Genomic DNA, 16,806 nt, shown 5'->3' on the forward strand with positions numbered 1-16,806 from the left:
GTGGCCGTGGCCCTGAATATTGCTGACCTCGCCGAGCACGCCATCGACGCCGTGCCTGACCGTGTAGCCCTCATCTGCGGCGATCAGCAGCTGACCTACGCCGAACTCGAGGAGAAGGCCAACCGGTTAGCGCACTACCTGATCGAACAGGGCGTGCAGAAGGACGACAAGGTCGGACTCTACTGCCGCAATCGCATCGAGATCGTCATCGCCATGCTCGGCATCATCAAGGCCGGCGCAATCCTGGTGAACGTCAACTATCGCTACGTCGAGGGCGAGCTCCGCTACCTCTTTGACAACTCCGACATGGTCGCGCTGGTCCACGAGCGCCAGTACTCGGACCGGGTCGCCAACGTGCTGCCCGACACTCCGAACGTCAAGACGATCCTCGTCGTGGAGGACGGCTCGGATGTTCCAGACAACGCTTTCCAGCGCTACGGCGGCGCCGAGTTCTACTCCGCGATCGCCCAGAGCTCACCCGAGCGTGACTTCGGCGAACGCAGCTCCGACGACATCTACCTGCTCTACACCGGCGGCACCACCGGATTCCCGAAGGGCGTGATGTGGCGCCACGAGGACATCTACCGCGTGCTGTTCGGTGGGACCGACTTCGCGACGGGCGCATTCATCGAGGACGAGCACGACCTGGCCAAGGCCGCCGCGGCTAACCCGCCGATGGTCCGCCACCCGATTCCGCCGATGATCCACGGCGCCACCCAATCGGCCACCTGGATGTCGATCTTCTCAGGCCAAACCACCGTTCTCGCACCGGAATTCAACGCCGACGAGGTGTGGCGCACGATTCACGACCACAAGGTGAACCTGCTGTTCTTCACCGGCGACGCGATGGCGCGACCTTTGCTGGATGCGCTGCTGGCACACCAGGACAAGGGCAACGAGTACGACCTGTCGTCGCTGTTCCTGCTCGCCTCCACCGCGGCACTGTTCTCACCGAGCATCAAGGAGAAGTTCCTCGAGCTGCTGCCCAACCGGGTCATCACCGATTCCATCGGATCTTCGGAAACCGGGTTCGGCGGCACCAGCATCGTTGCCAAGGATGCGCCGCACAGCGGCGGCCCGCGCGTGACGATCGACCACCGCACCGTCGTCCTCGACGACGACGGCAACGAGGTCCAGCCAGGCTCCGGAGTCCGCGGCTTCATCGCGAAGAAGGGCAACATTCCCGTCGGCTACTACAAGGACGAGAAGAAGACCGCCGAGACGTTCAAGACCATCAACGGCGTCCGCTACGCCATCCCCGGCGACTACGCCACGGTCGAGGCGGACGGGACGGTCACGATGCTGGGCCGCGGTTCGGTCTCGATCAACAGCGGCGGTGAAAAGATCTACCCCGAGGAGGTCGAAGCCGCGCTCAAGGGGCACCCCGACGTCTTCGACGCTTTGGTGGTTGGCGTGCCCGATGCCCGCTACGGCCAGCATGTGGCCGCCGTCGTGCAGGCGCGGCCCGGGACCCGTCCGTCGCTGTCGGACCTGGATACCTTTGTGCGTTCCGAGATCGCGGGATACAAAGTCCCGCGCAGCCTTTGGCTGGTCGACGAGGTGAAGCGCTCGCCGGCCGGGAAGCCCGACTACCGGTGGGCCAAGGAGCAGACCGAGGCGCGGCCCGCCGACGATGTGCATGCGGCTCACGCGACGGCCTGACGCCCCGGCTGTGTGACCGACTTCGTCAAACACCACCCGGGCGCGCCCGCCGGCTTCTTCGAGTGGGAGGCCGCCGGGCTGCGCTGGCTCTCCGATGTCGACGACGGCGTGCCGTGTGCGCAGGTCGTCTCTGTTGACGCCACCAGCCTCACGCTGCGGCGGCTCGACTCGGTGGCTCCGAGTTCGGAGGCGGCGGACGCGTTCGGCCGCCGGCTTGCCGTCACGCACGACGCCGGCGCCGCGGATTTCGGCGCGGGGCCCGACGGCTGGGGCGGACCCGGATTCTTCGGGCCGCTGGCGCAGCCACTGCCGATGTCGTTGCGGACCCACCCGCGCTGGGGCGATTTTTACGCCGCCGAGCGGCTGAGCCCGATGGCCGAGCTCGCGGCGGCCCGGCTCGACGCGCAGACCCGTGCCGCGATCGATTCGGTTGCGGCCCGGTGCCGCGCGGGTGACTTCGACGACGGTGACCACCCGGCGCGGCTGCACGGCGATCTGTGGAGCGGCAACGTGATGTGGACGGCCGACGGCGTGGTGCTGATCGACCCGGCCGCGCACGCCGGCCACCGCGAGACCGACCTGGCGATGCTCGCGCTGTTCGGCTGCCCGCACTACGACGCCGTCCTCGCCGGCTACCAGCGGGTGCGATCGCTGAACCCCGGCTGGCGCAACCGCATCGGCCTGCACCAGCTTTTTCCGCTGCTGGCCCATGTCGTGCTGTTCGGCGGCGGTTATGCGGCGCAGACGCATGCTGCCGCGCGCGCCGCGCTGGCCGCCTGACCTCAAGCGAGGTCTAGAGTCGAAGCGCGATGACGATCGATGTGTGGATGCAGCATCCGACTGCGCGGTTTCTGCGCAGCGACATGTTGGCTTCGCTGCGACGCTGGACCGGCGGGTCGATACCGGACGCCGACATCCCGATCGAGGCGACGATCGCAGCGATGGATGCGGCCGACGTCGAGCTGGGCCTGCTGAGCGCATGGCACGGCCCTAACGGTCAGGACCTCATTTCCAATGACGAGGTAGCGCAGTGGATTGCGTCGCATCCGAAGCGATTCGCCGGCCTGGCCACCGTCGATCTGGACCGTCCGATGCAGGCGGTCCGTGAGCTACGGCGCCGGGTCGCCGAGGGATTCGTCGGCCTGCGGATAGTGCCCTGGCTGTGGAACGCGCCGCCCACCGATCGCCGCTACTATCCGCTTTTCGCCGAGTGCGTCGAGGCCGCCGTTCCGTTCTGCACGCAGGTCGGTCACACCGGTCCACTGCGGCCCTCGGAGACCGGACGCCCTATTCCCTACATCGACCAGGTGGCCCTGGACTTTCCCGAGCTGGTGATCGTGTGCGGACATGTCGGCTACCCGTGGACCGAGGAGATGGTGGCCGTCGCGCGCAAACATGAAAATGTCTACATCGATACGTCGGCCTACACTGTGCGACGGCTGCCGGAAGAATTGATCCGGTTCATGAAAACCGGTACCGGACAACGCAAAGTCTTGTTCGGTACCAACTACCCGATGATCACTCACGCGCACACTTTGGCCGGTCTCGACGAACTCGGGCTCGACGACGAGGCCCGCCATGATTTTCTGCACGGCAATGCCGAACGCGTGTTCAGACTGGAGGCAAACAGGTGAACGGTGCTCAGGCTCTGATCAACACGCTGGTCGATGGTGGGGTGGACGTGTGCTTCGCCAACCCCGGCACGTCGGAGATGCACTTCGTGGCCGCGCTGGACACTGTTCCGGAAATGCGTGGCGTGCTAGCCCTTTTCGAGGGTGTCGCCACCGGAGCGGCCGACGGATATGCCCGCATCGCCGATCGACCGGCCGCGGTGCTGCTACATCTGGGACCCGGATTGGGCAACGGCCTGGCCAATCTGCACAACGCGCGCCGGGCGCACGTGCCGATGGTGGTCGTCGTCGGCGACCACGCCACCTATCACAAAAAGTACGACGCCCCACTGGAATCCGATATCGACGCGCTTGCGGGCACCGTGTCGGGATGGGTGCGCCGCACGGGGGCCGCCGCCGACGTCGCACTCGACGCCGCCGAGGCGATCGCCGCGAGCCGGGCCGGCTCGCAGATCTCCACGCTGATCCTGCCCGCCGACGCATCCTGGTCGGACGGCGCCCAGCCCGTGGCCGCGACGCCTGCGCGGCCGGCGGGCGCCGACTCGATGCTGGCGCCCGAGGTGATGGAGGTACTGCGATCGGGCGAGCCCACGGTGATCATGGTCGGCGGCGACGCCACCCGCGCCCGCGGTCTGGCCGCGGCGGCGCGGATCGCCGAGGCGACGGGGGCCCGCTGGCTCTGTGAGACATTCCCGACGCGTCTGGAGCGAGGTGCCGGTGTCCCCGCCGTCGAGCGGTTGGCGTACTTCGCCGAGGCCGCCGCGGCCCAGCTGGACGGCGCCAAGCATTTGGTGCTGGTCGGCGCCAAATCACCGGTGTCCTTCTTCGCCTACCCGAACATGGCCAGCGATTTGGTTCCGGCCGGCTGCGAGGTGCACGTGCTCGCCGAGCACCACGGTGCCGCCGACGCGCTCGAGGCATTGGCCGACGAGATCGCGCCCGGCACGGTTGCCCCGCTGGCCGTCGAGTCGCGCCCGCAATTGCCGACCGGCGCGCTGACCTCCGCCTCGGCAGCCGACGTGATCGGCGCGCTGATGCCCGAACGGGCGATCGTCGTCGACGAGTCGAACACCTCCGGTCTGCTGCTGGCGCAAGCCACCGCCGGGGCGCCGGCCCACGACTGGTTGACCCTGACCGGCGGGGCGATCGGCTATGGCATCCCCGCCGCGGTGGGTGCCGCGGTGGCCGCCCCGGATCGTCCGGTGCTCTGTCTGGAATCCGACGGGTCGGCGATGTACACGATTTCGGGACTGTGGACCCAGGCGCGCGAGAACCTCAACGTGACGACCGTGGTGTACGACAACAGCGCCTACGACATCCTGCGGATTGAGTTGCAACGTGTCGGCGCCGGGTCCGCTCCCGGCCCCAAGGCGCTGGATCTGCTCGACTTATCACGTCCCACAATGGATTTCGTCAAGATCGCGGAAGGCATGGGGGTGCCGGCCCGGCGCGTGAACACTACCGAGGAGTTAGCTGATGCGCTGCGCCACGCGTTTAGCGAACCCGGACCGCATCTGATCGACGCGGTAGTGCCGTCAATCGTGGGCTAGACAGTGCGGATTCGACGATGTGTGGCGTTCTTTCGCATGCAGCATCTTCTGCTCCGGCAAATCGGCAATACACAGCAGCACGTTTGCCAGCGCTGTCGGCCTGGAAAGAAATGGCGAGTGACCGCCGGGAAGTTCGACGATATCGGCGTGAAGCCGTTCGCGAGCGACACGTCTGGACCACTCCGGCCCGACCAACCGATCGTCAGCGCAAATCACGGAAGTAGACCTCACCGAAGGGAATTGACTGAGCGGGAACGCAACGTTGATCGGATGGTGGGCTTGCGGGCGAAGTCGATCGATCGCACGCTCCGCTGTGGCGTCGTCACAGTCACCGAAGAGCATCTCTTTCGCGAGAGCGCGATCGACCCACGCTTGTGCACCTTGTGTATCGAACTCGCCCATCCCAGCCGTCCACGCGAAATCGGTCATACCCATTTCGGTCGTAAACTGCTCCTGCAGACTCTTGCCGAGGGCGGGTGTCAAGGCGCAGAGGTACACCAGGTGCCGTACCGGCCGACGAGCCGCGGCCAAGGCGGCCGCGGAAGCGTTCAGCGAGTGCCCCACCAGCACAACGTCGTCATCGCAGCCGTCGATGGCGGCACACACCAAGTCGGCATAGGTGTCAAACGTTGCCGATCCATCTCCGGCGGGCAGATCCATTGCCACCACATGGTGGCCGGCCTCCTCGAGCAGGGGGGTCAACAACTCCCAACACCACGCGCCGTGCCAGCCGCCGTGTACCAACGCGAACGTTGTCATCGCAGCCCCCTATCCGTGTAAAACCTCGGAAATCTAAGTGGCGCAGTCAATTCTACGTACCACGCGATCACTATGGCCCACGCTGGCCTGCGATTTTCGAAATCACATCGGTCGTTGTCAACGCGTGCCGAAACCCGTACCGAATCGGCCCCGATCAATAGCGGGCCAGCACCGGAACCCGGCTGATGAGCCAGTCCACCACCGTGTTGACGACCTCGACTCCGCTTTCGAAGCCGCCATCGCGAACTTCGGCCGCCACTGCGACGCCCCACTGCCCCGAAGGAGTGGGCAAGATTCCGAATTGCCGGACCAGGTACTCGCCGTTTACTCCCGGCCCCCAACCGCCTTTTGCCGCAGAGCCATTGGTGGCCAGCCCCCATCGATGATCGGGAGTGAGATCGTGCATGAGCTCGATCACGTCCGCCGCGCCGGGGACTAAAGACAACTCCGCGGCAAACCGCGCTTGCCGCTGCAAAGTCCACTCCGTTTGGCCAAATGCGGTGTAGCCACGACGAAGCCGGCGCGATTCGACCACCGTGGCGGTGTCGCCACCTTCAGCCACGACGCCCTGCACCTTGCGTGCCGCGTCCGCCGGCTCGCCCAGCAGTGACCACAACTGCTCGGACGCGTGATTGTCGGATTCGGTGATGGCCTTGGCGACCAGTTCGCGGGCGCTGAGCCAATCGCTGCGCAGTGCCGCGATCGCCAGGGGCACTTTGATCGTCGACCAGGCGACGCCAGACCACCACCGGCCCAGCGAATAGGTGCGGTCCGGACGGGCTATCGCAACACCAATGTTGGCCGGTACCAGGTCGGAAAGCTGTTCAAAGCTTGCTTCCAGCGCTAGCTCAAGGGGTCGGGACGTCATCGAGTTACCGGGGTATCGGCCATACCCGATCATCGCAGTCGACACCTTCGGCCGCCAACTGCCGCTTGAGCACCTTGAATGTCACCGTCCGCGGGAGTTCCGCGCTGATCCTGACGTACGACGGCCATTGTTTGGCCCCCAGGTCGGGCTGCTCGGCCAGGAAGGCCCGAAATTTCTCGGTATCGAACTCCGTGCCCGGCGTCACCACCAACGCGGCCATCACCTGGTCGCCGACCACAGGATCGGGGATCGGATACACCGCAACCTCGGCCGCGTCGGGGTATCGCAGCAACACCCGCTCGATCGGGGCGGCGCCAAGATTCTCGCCGTCGACCCGCATCCAATCGCCAAGTCGCCCGGCGAAGTACGCGTACCCGGCCTCATCTCGATAGGCGAGATCGCCGCTGTGGTAGACCCCGCCCGCCATTCGCTCGGCTTCGGCGGCCGCGTCGTTGTAGTACCCCTCGAAACGGCCTGGCCCGGCGGTATTCACCAGCTCGCCGACCACTCCCACCGGGCAGGGTTTGCCGGTATCGGGGTCGACGATCTCGAGCCCTTCAGTCAGCGGCCCCAAGGCGCCGGGCGATGTATCGGGGGTGCGGGCGATCGCGACCCCGCCTTCGGTCGACCCGAACCCGTCCTGGACGGCGCACCCGAATCTGCGCCCAAAACGTTCGATGTCGGCGGGCACACCCTCGTTGCCGTACACCGCCCGTAACGGGTTGTCCGCGTCGTCGGGTTGTTCCGGCGTGGCCAGCACATAGGACAGTGGCTTGCCCACGTAGTTGGCGTAGGTGGCGCGGTAACGGCGCACATCCACCAGGAAGTTCGATGCTGAGAACTTACGCCGCAACGCCAATGAGCCTTGGCACGCCGCTGCCACGGCCCAGCCGACCAGAACCGCGTTGGAGTGAAACAACGGCATCGACACGTAGCAGACGTCGTCGCTACCGAGGTCGAACCGCTGTGCCATCGTCGTTCCGGCGGTCGCGACCTTGCCGTGGCTGCACTTCACCGCCTTCGGCTCACCGCTGGTGCCCGACGTGAAGATCAGCATGAAAAGGTCTTCGGCCGACGCGTGCTGGAAACGCAGCTCGGCGTCGCGATGTGCGTCGACTTCACCTGCCCATTGCGCGGAATCGACATTCAGGTGGTCGATATCGTCCAGTGTCGCAGCCGATTTCGCGTCGGCCAGTACCAGCTGGCAGTCGGCCCGGTCGATGTCGCGGGCCAGCGCCTCGCCGCGGCGCACCGGGTTGAGGCCGACCGGCACGATTCCTGACAGCCCGGCCGCCACCAACATCGCCGAAAAGAACGGGGTGTTTTCCAGCAGCACGCCGACGTGCGGTGGCCGGCTCGGGTCGAGACGCTCGCGCAGCGCCGCCGCAATCGCGGCGCCGTGTTGCAGGTGATCGCGCCAACTGGTGAACGAATCCTCGAAGTAGACGCCCCGGTCGTCGATCTCAGCCAATGGCCCCAGCAGTTTGGTGACGGTGGGGTCCGGAGGAAGCACGAAGCTAGGCAGGGGTTTCCGCCAGCTCACGACCGATCCGGCGGAGCTGCCCGGTGGCACCGCCCAGCGCGAACTCGATCTCCTTGGCGGCCAGGAAGTAGCGGTGCGCCGGGTGGTCGGTGTCGACGCCGACGCCGCCGTGCACGTGCACGATGGTGTGCGCGACCCGATGCCCGGCATCAGCGGCCCAGAATGCCGCACTGGCTACGTCGATTTCGGCAGCAATGTCCTCGGAGACCTTCCAGGCTGCCTGGGTGAGCGTCAGCCGCAACCCCTTGACGTCGATGTAGCCATCGGCCAGCCGCTGCGACACCGCCTGGAAACTACCGATCGGACGGTCGAATTGCTCACGCTCGCGGGCGTATTCGGCAGTCATCCGCAACCCTCGATCGAGCACCCCGAGTTGATACGCGGTGCGTCCCAAGGTGCCGAGCGTGCCGAGCCAGGCGGCGACTTCGATTCCGCCGACCCGGCGCGCGTCGTCGACCGCAACACCGTCCAGCGCCAGGTGCCCGATGCTGCCCAAGCCGGTGGTTCCCAGCGCGGTCAGTTTGACACCAGGATCATCGGCGGCAACCAGGAAAACTGCTGTGCCGGAATCGGTTTCGGCAGGAACCAGGAAAGCGTATGCCACCGGGCCGAAGCCGACCTGGGTGCGGGTTCCGGTCAGCCGATAGCCGTCACCGGCGCGGGCGGCCTGTACGGGCCCCTCACCCATCTCGCCGTCGAGGGCGACCGTCAGGATCTTCTCGCCGTTGACCGCCGGTACGCCCCAGCCCTGCTGCAGTTCCTCGGAACCGAACCGGGCCAGCACTCCGGCACCCAACATCACCGACTCCAGATACGGCACGGCGGCAAGCTGATGGCCCAGCGCAACTAAGATCGCGACCTGTTCGAGGGCACCGAAACCGTCGCCGCCCAGTGCGGAAGCCGATGCGCTGGTGAGGATGTCAGCATCGACGAGCTTGCGCCACAGGTCGCGGTCGAACCGTTGCTCGAGCCCGTCGAGTTCCCGTTGATGCTCCGGCGTGCACACCGAGTCCACGATCGTATCGACCAGGCCGCCGAGGTCGTGTGCCGCTTCGGTTGTCGTGAAATCCATGGATGTTCGTCCTTTGAGATAAGAGAGATGCTCAGCGGTTCCGGGGCAGGCCCAGCGCGACCATGCCGATGATGTCGCGCTGCACTTCGTTGGTGCCGCCGCCGAAGGTCAGGATCAGGCAGGCCCGGTGCATCCGCTCGACCCGGCCGCGCAGCAATGCGCCCGGCGAATCCTGGCGCACCGTCGCCGCCGTACCCAACACCTCCATCAGCAGCCGGTAGGCCTCGGTGGCCAGCTCGGTGCCGAACACCTTGGCCGCCGACGCATCCGCGGGCGACAGGGCCTCACTTGCCGCCGACGCCAGTTCCCAGTTGATCAGCTTGAGAACCTCGACCTTCGCATGCACCCGCGCCAGGTTCAGCTGTACCCACTCCGAGTCGATCAGCCGGGCACCGCTGGAGTCCTTGGTGTTCTGCGCCCACTCGCGAACCTCGCGCAAGGCCAGGAAGATCGGTTGCGCCGACACCAGGGCAACCCGCTCGTGGTTGAGCTGGTTAGTCACCAGCTTCCAGCCGCCGTTCTCCTCGCCGATCAGGTTGGTCACCGGGACTCGCACGTCGGAGTAATAGGTGGCGCTGGTGTCCACACCGGCCATGGTATGCACCGGCGTCCAGGAGAAACCCTCCGCGGTGGTCGGCACGGCCAGCATCGAAATGCCGCGGTGCTTCTTGGCTTCCGGGTTGGTGCGCACCGCCAGCCAGACCCAGTCCGCGTACGCGATCAAGCTGGTCCACATCTTTTGGCCATTGATGACGTAGTCGTCACCGTCGCGGACCGCGGTGGTGCGTAGGTTCGCCAGGTCGGTGCCGGCGCTGGGCTCGGAGTAGCCGATGGAGAAGTGCAGTTCGCCCGCCGCGATCTTGGGCAGGAAGAACTTCTTCTGCTCGTCGGTGCCGAAGGCCATGATGGTCGGCGCCACGCTGTTGATCGTGAGGAACGGCACCGGCACGCCGGCGAGCGCGGCCTCGTCGGTGAAGATCAGCGAGTCCATCGGGGAGCGGTCCTGGCCGCCGTACTCCTTGGGCCAATTCAGGGTGAGCCACCCGTCCTTGCCCATCTGCGCGACGGTGTCGCGATACGCGTTGCCGGTCCCGACCTCGCCCTGGGTCGAGGTCAGTGCTGCCCGCCGCTCGGGGGTCATGAGCGTGGTGAAGTACGACCGCAGCTCGCGACGCAGCTCCTCCTGTTCCGGGGTGTAACTGATGCGCATTCCGGCCGTCCTTTGGTTAACGTGGCACGCTGTAACTCGACCAACGGCTACCCGTTCGCCTTCCCGGTTGTAACACGTTCTAGTCTGGGAATCCAGCGACCGTTTCCTCAGACGTACCGGGGCCCTATGGTGGAGCTACATTCTGATGGGACATGGGGCCAAATCCAGGGCCGGCTTCGAGGAGGATGTTGTGCGGGTGATTGTCGATCGTGACCGGTGCGAAGGCAACGCGGTGTGCTTGGGAATCGCTCCGGATATCTTCGACCTGGACGATGAAGACTATGCCGTCGTGAAGATCGATCCGATTCCGTCCGACCAAGAAGATCTCGCCGAGCAGGCGATCGCCGAGTGCCCGCGCGCGGCGTTGCTGCGCGAAGACTAGCGGCGAGGGTCCCCGAAACTAGAGGTATTCATAAATTGACTAGCAGCACGAACGCGTCCGATCTATCCGGAAAGGTCGCGGTGGTGACCGGCGCGGCCGCAGGACTTGGGCGCGCCGAGGCCCTCGGACTGGCCCGCCGCGGCGCCACCGTCGTCGTCAACGACATCGCCGCCGCGCTCGACGCCTCGGACGTCATCGATGAGATCGGGGCCCTCGGCGCCAAAGCGGTGGCGGTCACCGGCGACATCAGCGAGCGGGCCACCGCCGACGAACTGGTGTCCTGCGCCGACGGGCTCGGCGGCCTGAACATCGTGGTGAACAATGCCGGCATCACCCGCGACCGGATGCTGTTCAACATGTCCGACGAGGAGTGGGACCAGGTCATCGCCGTACATCTGCGCGGGCACTTCCTGCTCACCCGCAACGCCGCGACCTACTGGCGCAGTAAGGCCAAAGACGCCGGGGGATCGATCTTCGGCCGGATCGTCAACACGGCGTCCGAAGCCGGGCTGGTGGGCCCGGTGGGGCAGGCCAACTACGGCGCCGCCAAGGCGGGCATCATCTCGCTCACCCTGACGGCCGCTCGAGCGCTGGGTCGCTACGGCGTGTGTGCCAACGCGATCTGCCCCCGCGCGCGCACCGCGATGACGGCCGACGTGTTCGGCAGCGCGCCAGATATAGAGGAAGGCGGCGTCGACCCGCTGTCGCCCGAACACGTTGTGAACCTGGTGCAGTTCCTGTCGTCTCCGGCAGCCGCAGAGGTCAACGGCCAGGTGTTCATCGTTTACGGTCCTCAGGTGACATTGGTCTCAGCCCCGACCGCCGAGCACAAGTTCACCGCGGACGGCGCCGCGTGGGAGTCGACTCAACTCAGCAGCACGTTGCAGAACTACTTTGCTGGTCGCGATCCGGAACGCAACTTTTCCGCGTCCGCTTTAATGGAACAATAGCGGCATAAAACGGCTTCTCGGGAGGGGAATCAGCCAGTAGAACGTGTGTCAGATTGGCAATACCGCAAGGGCGCTGACCAGGACAATTAGCGCTTTAGATAGAGATAACCTGTTCATTGACACGGTGAACTTCTTCTGAGTTAATATGATCCGGCTCACACGGAGCCGGGTGCGACCGAAGGCAACGCAAAGGCGACGCACTGGGCTTCGCCGTGAGCAGCAAGGGGGGTACCGAGTTTGCTTCAACAACTTGCGGTTCCGGCCCGTGCTGTCGGTGGGTTTTTCGAAATGATGATCGATACGGCCCGTGCAGCTTTCCGGAGGCCGTTTCAATTCCGCGAGTTCCTGGATCAGACATGGATGATCGCACGCGTGTCCTTGGTTCCGACGCTTCTGGTGTCCATCCCCTTCACCGTTCTGGTGGCATTCACCCTCAACATTTTGCTGCGCGAAATCGGCGCGGCTGACTTGTCCGGTGCCGGAACGGCGTTCGGCACTATCACCCAGCTGGGCCCGGTGGTGACGGTGCTCGTCGTCGCGGGGGCAGGCGCCACCGCGATCTGCGCCGACCTTGGTGCGCGCACCATCCGCGAAGAAATCGACGCGATGCGGGTGCTCGGCATCGACCCGATCCACCGGCTGGTGGTACCCCGCGTTCTGGCGTCGACCGTTGTGGCACTGCTGCTCAACGGTTTGGTGTGCGCCATCGGCTTGTCCGGCGGCTACGTGTTCTCCGTCTTTCTTCAGGGCGTCAACCCGGGTGCATTCATCAACGGGTTGACCGTATTGACCGGACTGCGCGAGTTGATGCTTGCGGAAGTCAAGGCGCTGCTGTTCGGCGTGATGGCCGGGCTCGTGGGGTGTTACCGCGGCCTCACCGTCAAGGGTGGGCCCAAGGGCGTCGGCAACGCGGTCAACGAAACAGTCGTCTACGCGTTCATCTGTCTGTTCGTCATCAACGTGGTGATGACCGCCATCGGCGTACGGTTCTCGACGAAGTGACGACGCGATGAGTTACGACGTCACCTACCGGTTCCGCAATATCGCGGCAAGACTCCAAGGCCCGATTGACGACTTCGGCGAGCAGGCACTGTTCTACGGCCAGACCATTCGCTACGTCCCCAACGCGCTTACCCGATATCGCAAGGAGACGATCCGGCTCATTGCCGAGATGACGCTGGGCGCAGGAGCGCTCGTCATGATCGGGGGCACGGTCGGCGTTGCGGCGTTCCTGACGCTGGCCTCCGGTGGGGTCATCGCCGTCCAGGGTTACTCGTCACTGGGCAACATCGGTATCGAGGCTTTGACCGGCTTCCTGTCGGCATTCCTGAATGTGCGCGTCGTCGCGCCGGTCATTGCCGGCATCGCGCTGGCGGCGACGATCGGTGCCGGTGCCACCGCCCAGTTGGGTGCCATGCGGGTGTCCGAGGAAATCGACGCCGTGGAATGCATGGCGGTGCACTCGGTGTCCTACCTGGTGTCGACGCGGCTGATCGCCGGCCTGGTCGCGATCATTCCGTTGTATTCGCTGTCGGTGCTCGCCGCGTTTTTCGCGGCCCGCTTCACCACGGTGTTCATCAACGGGCAGTCGGCTGGCCTCTACGACCACTACTTCAATACCTTCCTCATCCCGTCGGACCTACTTTGGTCGTTCCTGCAGGCCATCGTGATGTCCGTCGCGGTGATGCTGGTCCATACCTATTACGGTTACAACACCAGCGGCGGGCCGGTCGGCGTGGGCATCGCCGTCGGTCAGGCCGTGCGGACCTCGCTGATCGTCGTGGTCGTCATTACTTTGTTCATCTCGCTGGCGGTCTACGGCGCATCCGGTAACTTCAACCTCTCTGGGTAAGGGGATCGCTTAAAAACATGGCAGAGGGCGGAGCACGACGTTCAACAGTCCGGCTGGCAGCGGCGCTGCTGGCCAGTTTGTTGGTGGCGTTTTCCGTGTTGACTTACCTGTCCTACACAGCGGCTTTCACCTCCACCGACACGGTTACCGTGTCGTCGCCGCGGGCCGGGCTGGTGATGGACTTGGGCGCCAAGGTCAAGTTCCGCGGCATCCAGATCGGCAAGGTCACCGACATCAGCTACAGCCGCGATCAGGCGCGGCTGACGCTGGCGATCAACAGCGATGCCATGCACTACATCCCCTCCAACGCGGCGGTGCATATCGCGGGCAACACGATCTTCGGCGCGAAGTCGGTGGAATTCCTTCCGCCCCAGACACCGTCGCCGACGTCGCTGCGTCCGGATGCGCACGTTGAGGCCTCAGCGGTGCAGCTGGAAGTCAATACCCTGTTTCAATCGCTGATGGATCTGCTGCACAAGGTCGATCCGGTCGAATTGAACGGCACGTTGAGTGCGCTGTCCGAAGGCCTGCGGGGTCATGGCGACGACCTGGGCGCTCTGTTCTCAGGGCTGAATACCCTGACGCGACAGGCGAATCCGAAGCTGCCCGCCCTGCAGGAGGATTTCCGCAAGACCGCGGTCGTGACCAACATCTACGCCGATGCCGCCCCGGACCTGAACACGATCTTCGACAACCTGCCGACCATCAGCAAAACCGTCGTGGACGAGCAGAAAAACCTCAACGACACGCTGTTGGCCACGATCGGCCTCTCCAACAACGCCTATGAGACGTTGGCGCCGGCCGAGCAGGACCTCATCGACGCCATCAACAGGCTGCGGGCCCCGGTCAAGGTGGCCGCCGATTACTCACCGGAATTCGGCTGCTTGTTCGCGGGAATCGAGCGTGGCATCAAGGAGTTTGCCCCGTTGCTCGGTGTCCGCAAAGCGGGCCTGTTCACGTCGTCGAGCTTCGTCTTGGGCTCGCCGGCGTACACGTATCCGGAGTCCCTGCCGCAGGTCAACGCCTCCGGCGGACCGAACTGCCGAGGATTGCCCGACATCCCGACCAAGCAGACGGGCGGGTCGTTTTTCCGCTCGCCATTCCTGGTCACCGATAACGCCAACATCCCGTACGAGCCGTTCACCGAACTGCAGTTTGACGCGCCGTCGACGTTGCAGTTCTTGTTCCACGGCTCTTTCGCGGAACGGGACGACTTCTGATGGCCAGCTCGGAGTTGCCGTCGCACCGGTCGATGGTGATCAAGGTCAGCATCTTCGCGGTGGCGATGCTGCTGGTGGCCGCGGGCCTCGTGGTGGTCTTCGGCGACTTTCGGTTCGGGCCTGAAAGTACTTACCACGCAACGTTTATCAACGCGTCTCGGTTAAAGTCCGGCCAAAAGGTCCGCATCTCCGGGGTGCCGGTCGGCGCGGTGTCCGGTATCAAACTCAACTCGGACAACAGCGTCGACGTGGCGTTCGGAATCGACAGCCGCTACACGCTGTACTCGTCGACCCGCGCGGTCATCCGCTACGAAAACCTGGTCGGTGATCGGTTCCTGGAGATCACGTCGGGACCAGGCGAGCTGCGCAAGCTGGCGCCGGGCGGGACGATCAACGCCCAACATACCCAGCCCGCACTGGATCTGGATGCGTTACTGGGCGGACTACGGCCCGTGCTCAAGGGCTTGGACGCCGACAAGGTCAACACGATCAGCAGCGCGGTCATCGAGTTATTGCAGGGCCAGGGTGGAGCGTTGTCGAACGTGCTGGCCGACACCAGCGCGTTCTCGACGGCGCTGGGCCAGCGCGACCAGCTCATCGGTGACACGATCACCAACCTGAACACGGTGCTGGGCACCATCGACCAACGCAGCGCGCAATTCTCGGCCAGCGTCGACCAGCTGCAGCAATTGATCAGCGGGCTGGCCAAGAACAAGGACTCGATCGCGGGAGCCATTCCGCCGCTGGCGTCGACAACGGCGGATCTCACAGAGCTGCTGAAGAATTCACGCCGGCCGCTGCAGGGCATCCTGGAGAACACTCGGCCGCTGGCCACCGAGCTGGATAACCGTAAGGCCGAGGTGAACAACGACGTCGAGCAGCTGGGCGAGGACTATCTGCGCCTGGCCGCACTCGGTGCCTACGGGTCGTTCTTCAACATCTACTTCTGCTCGGTGACGATCAAGATCAACGGACCGGCCGGCGGCGACATCCTCTTGCCCCTCGGCGGCCAGGTGGATCCCAGCCAAGGGAGGTGCGCTTTTGTCAAGTAATCCCAAGCGCGAACGCGACCCGCTGCGCACCGGGGTCTTCGGTGTGGTGCTAGTCGTCTGCGTCGTGCTGATCGCCTTCGGCTACTCCGGTTTGCCGTTCTACCCACAGGGAAAGACGTACGACGCGTACTTCACCGACGCCGGCGGCATCTCGCCCGGCAACTCCGTGTACGTGTCGGGCTTCAAGGTCGGCAAAGTGCAGTCCGTCGGCCTGGCCGGAGACAGTGCCAAGGTGACCTTCTCCGTGGATCGGCACGTCGCGGTCGGTGACCAGTCGTTGGCCGCGATCCGCACCGACACCATCCTCGGCGAGCGCTCCATTGCGGTGTCTCCGGCGGGTCACGGCAAGGCGACCACCATTCCGCTCAGCCGCACGACCACGCCGTACACGCTGGCCGGCGCGCTCGAGGATCTGGGTCAAAACGCGAACAATCTGGACAAGCCGCAGTTCGAACAAGCCTTGAACGTCCTCACCGACACGCTGCACGATGCCACCCCGGAGCTGCGCGGCGCGCTGGACGGAGTGACGTCGCTGTCGCGCACTCTGAACCGGCGTGATGAGGCACTGCAAAGCCTTCTGGCCCATGCGAAGTCGGTGACATCGGTGCTGTCTGATCGCGCCAACCAGGTGAACAAGTTGGTCGACGACGGGAACGAGTTGTTCGCTGCGCTCGACGAGCGCCGCGCCGCGCTGAGCCAGCTGATCGGGGGCATCGACGATGTCTCCACACAGATCTCCGGCTTCGTCGCCGACAATCGCAAGGAGTTCGGCCCCGCACTGAGCAAGCTCAACGATGTACTGAGCAATCTCAATGAGCGCCGCGACTACATCACCGAGGCACTCAAACGGCTGCCCACCTATGCGACCGAGCTCGGCGAGGTTGTTGGTTCCGGACCCGGATTCAATGTCAACGTCTACGGCGTGATACCGGCGCCGTTGCTTGCGGCGATGTTCGACTTCTTCTACCAACCGGGCAAGCTGCCGGCCAGCCTTTCCGACTACCTGCGCGGGTTGATCCAGGAACGCTGGATCATCAGGCCGAAGTCACCATGAT

At 65.0% G+C, this 16,806-nt stretch carries 16 protein-coding genes; 11 read left to right on the plus strand and 5 right to left on the minus strand.

The window, feature by feature from the left end:
- Genes ACTXG5_RS09105 through ACTXG5_RS09120 form a run of 4 tightly spaced genes read left to right on the plus strand, consistent with a single transcriptional unit; the run spans nucleotide 1 to nucleotide 4,843 of the window.
- On the plus strand, nucleotides 1–1,662 hold the full coding sequence (locus ACTXG5_RS09105) for an acyl-CoA synthetase (protein WP_445163352.1): 1,662 nt from the start codon (nucleotides 1–3) through the stop codon (nucleotides 1,660–1,662).
- A gap of 12 nt (nucleotides 1,663–1,674) precedes the next feature.
- Nucleotides 1,675–2,442 (plus strand): fructosamine kinase family protein, encoded by a 768-nt coding sequence (locus tag ACTXG5_RS09110; RefSeq protein WP_445163353.1) that lies wholly within the window; start codon nucleotides 1,675–1,677, stop codon nucleotides 2,440–2,442.
- Nucleotides 2,443–2,471: 29 nt separating this feature from the next.
- Entirely contained in the window at nucleotides 2,472–3,296 is an 825-nt protein-coding gene (locus ACTXG5_RS09115; protein WP_445163354.1) for an amidohydrolase family protein, read from the plus strand.
- A complete protein-coding gene (locus tag ACTXG5_RS09120; protein WP_445163355.1) occupies nucleotides 3,293–4,843 on the plus strand; it encodes an acetolactate synthase large subunit in 1,551 nt (516 codons plus the stop codon). Before ACTXG5_RS09115 ends, ACTXG5_RS09120 begins: the two co-directional genes overlap by 4 nt.
- Here the strand turns inward: ACTXG5_RS09120 and ACTXG5_RS09125 are convergent.
- The 5 genes from ACTXG5_RS09125 to ACTXG5_RS09145 all read right to left on the minus strand — a co-directional run bounded on the left by ACTXG5_RS09125 (nucleotide 4,829) and on the right by ACTXG5_RS09145 (nucleotide 10,295).
- Nucleotides 4,829–5,602, minus strand: coding sequence for an alpha/beta fold hydrolase (locus ACTXG5_RS09125; protein ID WP_445163356.1), 774 nt, complete (start codon nucleotides 5,600–5,602; stop codon nucleotides 4,829–4,831). The genes ACTXG5_RS09120 and ACTXG5_RS09125 overlap by 15 nt on opposite strands.
- Nucleotides 5,603–5,756: 154 nt before the next feature.
- The gene (locus tag ACTXG5_RS09130; RefSeq protein ID WP_445163357.1) at nucleotides 5,757–6,470 is read right to left on the minus strand and encodes a hypothetical protein; all 714 of its coding nucleotides are present in this window, start codon (nucleotides 6,468–6,470) and stop codon (nucleotides 5,757–5,759) included.
- Nucleotides 6,471–6,474: 4 nt separating this feature from the next.
- The gene (gene fadD17, locus ACTXG5_RS09135; protein WP_445163358.1) at nucleotides 6,475–7,983 is read right to left on the minus strand and encodes a long-chain-fatty-acid--CoA ligase FadD17; all 1,509 of its coding nucleotides are present in this window, start codon (nucleotides 7,981–7,983) and stop codon (nucleotides 6,475–6,477) included.
- 4 nt (nucleotides 7,984–7,987) lie between these two features.
- Complete coding sequence (locus ACTXG5_RS09140; protein ID WP_445163359.1) at nucleotides 7,988–9,085, minus strand: acyl-CoA dehydrogenase family protein; 1,098 nt, start codon at nucleotides 9,083–9,085, stop codon at nucleotides 7,988–7,990.
- A 31-nt stretch (nucleotides 9,086–9,116) separates the two neighbouring features.
- Nucleotides 9,117–10,295: an acyl-CoA dehydrogenase gene (locus ACTXG5_RS09145; RefSeq protein ID WP_313860539.1), complete on the minus strand. Its 1,179-nt coding sequence runs from the start codon at nucleotides 10,293–10,295 to the stop codon at nucleotides 9,117–9,119.
- A 190-nt stretch (nucleotides 10,296–10,485) separates the two neighbouring features.
- On the opposite strand from ACTXG5_RS09145, the gene ACTXG5_RS09150 reads away from it, so the two are divergent.
- The 7 genes from ACTXG5_RS09150 to ACTXG5_RS09180 all read left to right on the plus strand — a co-directional run bounded on the left by ACTXG5_RS09150 (nucleotide 10,486) and on the right by ACTXG5_RS09180 (nucleotide 16,805).
- Nucleotides 10,486–10,677, plus strand: coding sequence for a ferredoxin (locus tag ACTXG5_RS09150; RefSeq protein WP_445163360.1), 192 nt, complete (start codon nucleotides 10,486–10,488; stop codon nucleotides 10,675–10,677).
- A 35-nt stretch (nucleotides 10,678–10,712) separates the two neighbouring features.
- Complete coding sequence (locus ACTXG5_RS09155) at nucleotides 10,713–11,627, plus strand: 3-oxoacyl-ACP reductase (RefSeq protein WP_445163361.1); 915 nt, start codon at nucleotides 10,713–10,715, stop codon at nucleotides 11,625–11,627.
- 237 nt (nucleotides 11,628–11,864) lie between these two features.
- Nucleotides 11,865–12,629 (plus strand): MlaE family ABC transporter permease, encoded by a 765-nt coding sequence (locus ACTXG5_RS09160; protein WP_445163362.1) that lies wholly within the window; start codon nucleotides 11,865–11,867, stop codon nucleotides 12,627–12,629.
- Nucleotides 12,630–12,636: 7 nt separating this feature from the next.
- Entirely contained in the window at nucleotides 12,637–13,479 is an 843-nt protein-coding gene (locus tag ACTXG5_RS09165) for an MlaE family ABC transporter permease (protein ID WP_445163363.1), read from the plus strand.
- 17 nt (nucleotides 13,480–13,496) lie between these two features.
- Nucleotides 13,497–14,699, plus strand: a complete 1,203-nt coding sequence (locus ACTXG5_RS09170; protein WP_445163364.1) for an MCE family protein — start codon at nucleotides 13,497–13,499, stop codon at nucleotides 14,697–14,699.
- Entirely contained in the window at nucleotides 14,699–15,751 is a 1,053-nt protein-coding gene (locus ACTXG5_RS09175; RefSeq protein ID WP_445163365.1) for an MCE family protein, read from the plus strand. Before ACTXG5_RS09170 ends, ACTXG5_RS09175 begins: the two co-directional genes overlap by 1 nt.
- Nucleotides 15,741–16,805: a virulence factor Mce family protein gene (locus tag ACTXG5_RS09180; RefSeq protein WP_445163366.1), complete on the plus strand. Its 1,065-nt coding sequence runs from the start codon at nucleotides 15,741–15,743 to the stop codon at nucleotides 16,803–16,805. The genes ACTXG5_RS09175 and ACTXG5_RS09180 overlap by 11 nt, the downstream gene beginning before the upstream one ends.
- Nucleotide 16,806: the final 1 nt, after the last annotated feature.

The sequence above is a fragment of the Mycobacterium sp. Dal123C01 genome (assembly GCF_052566995.1).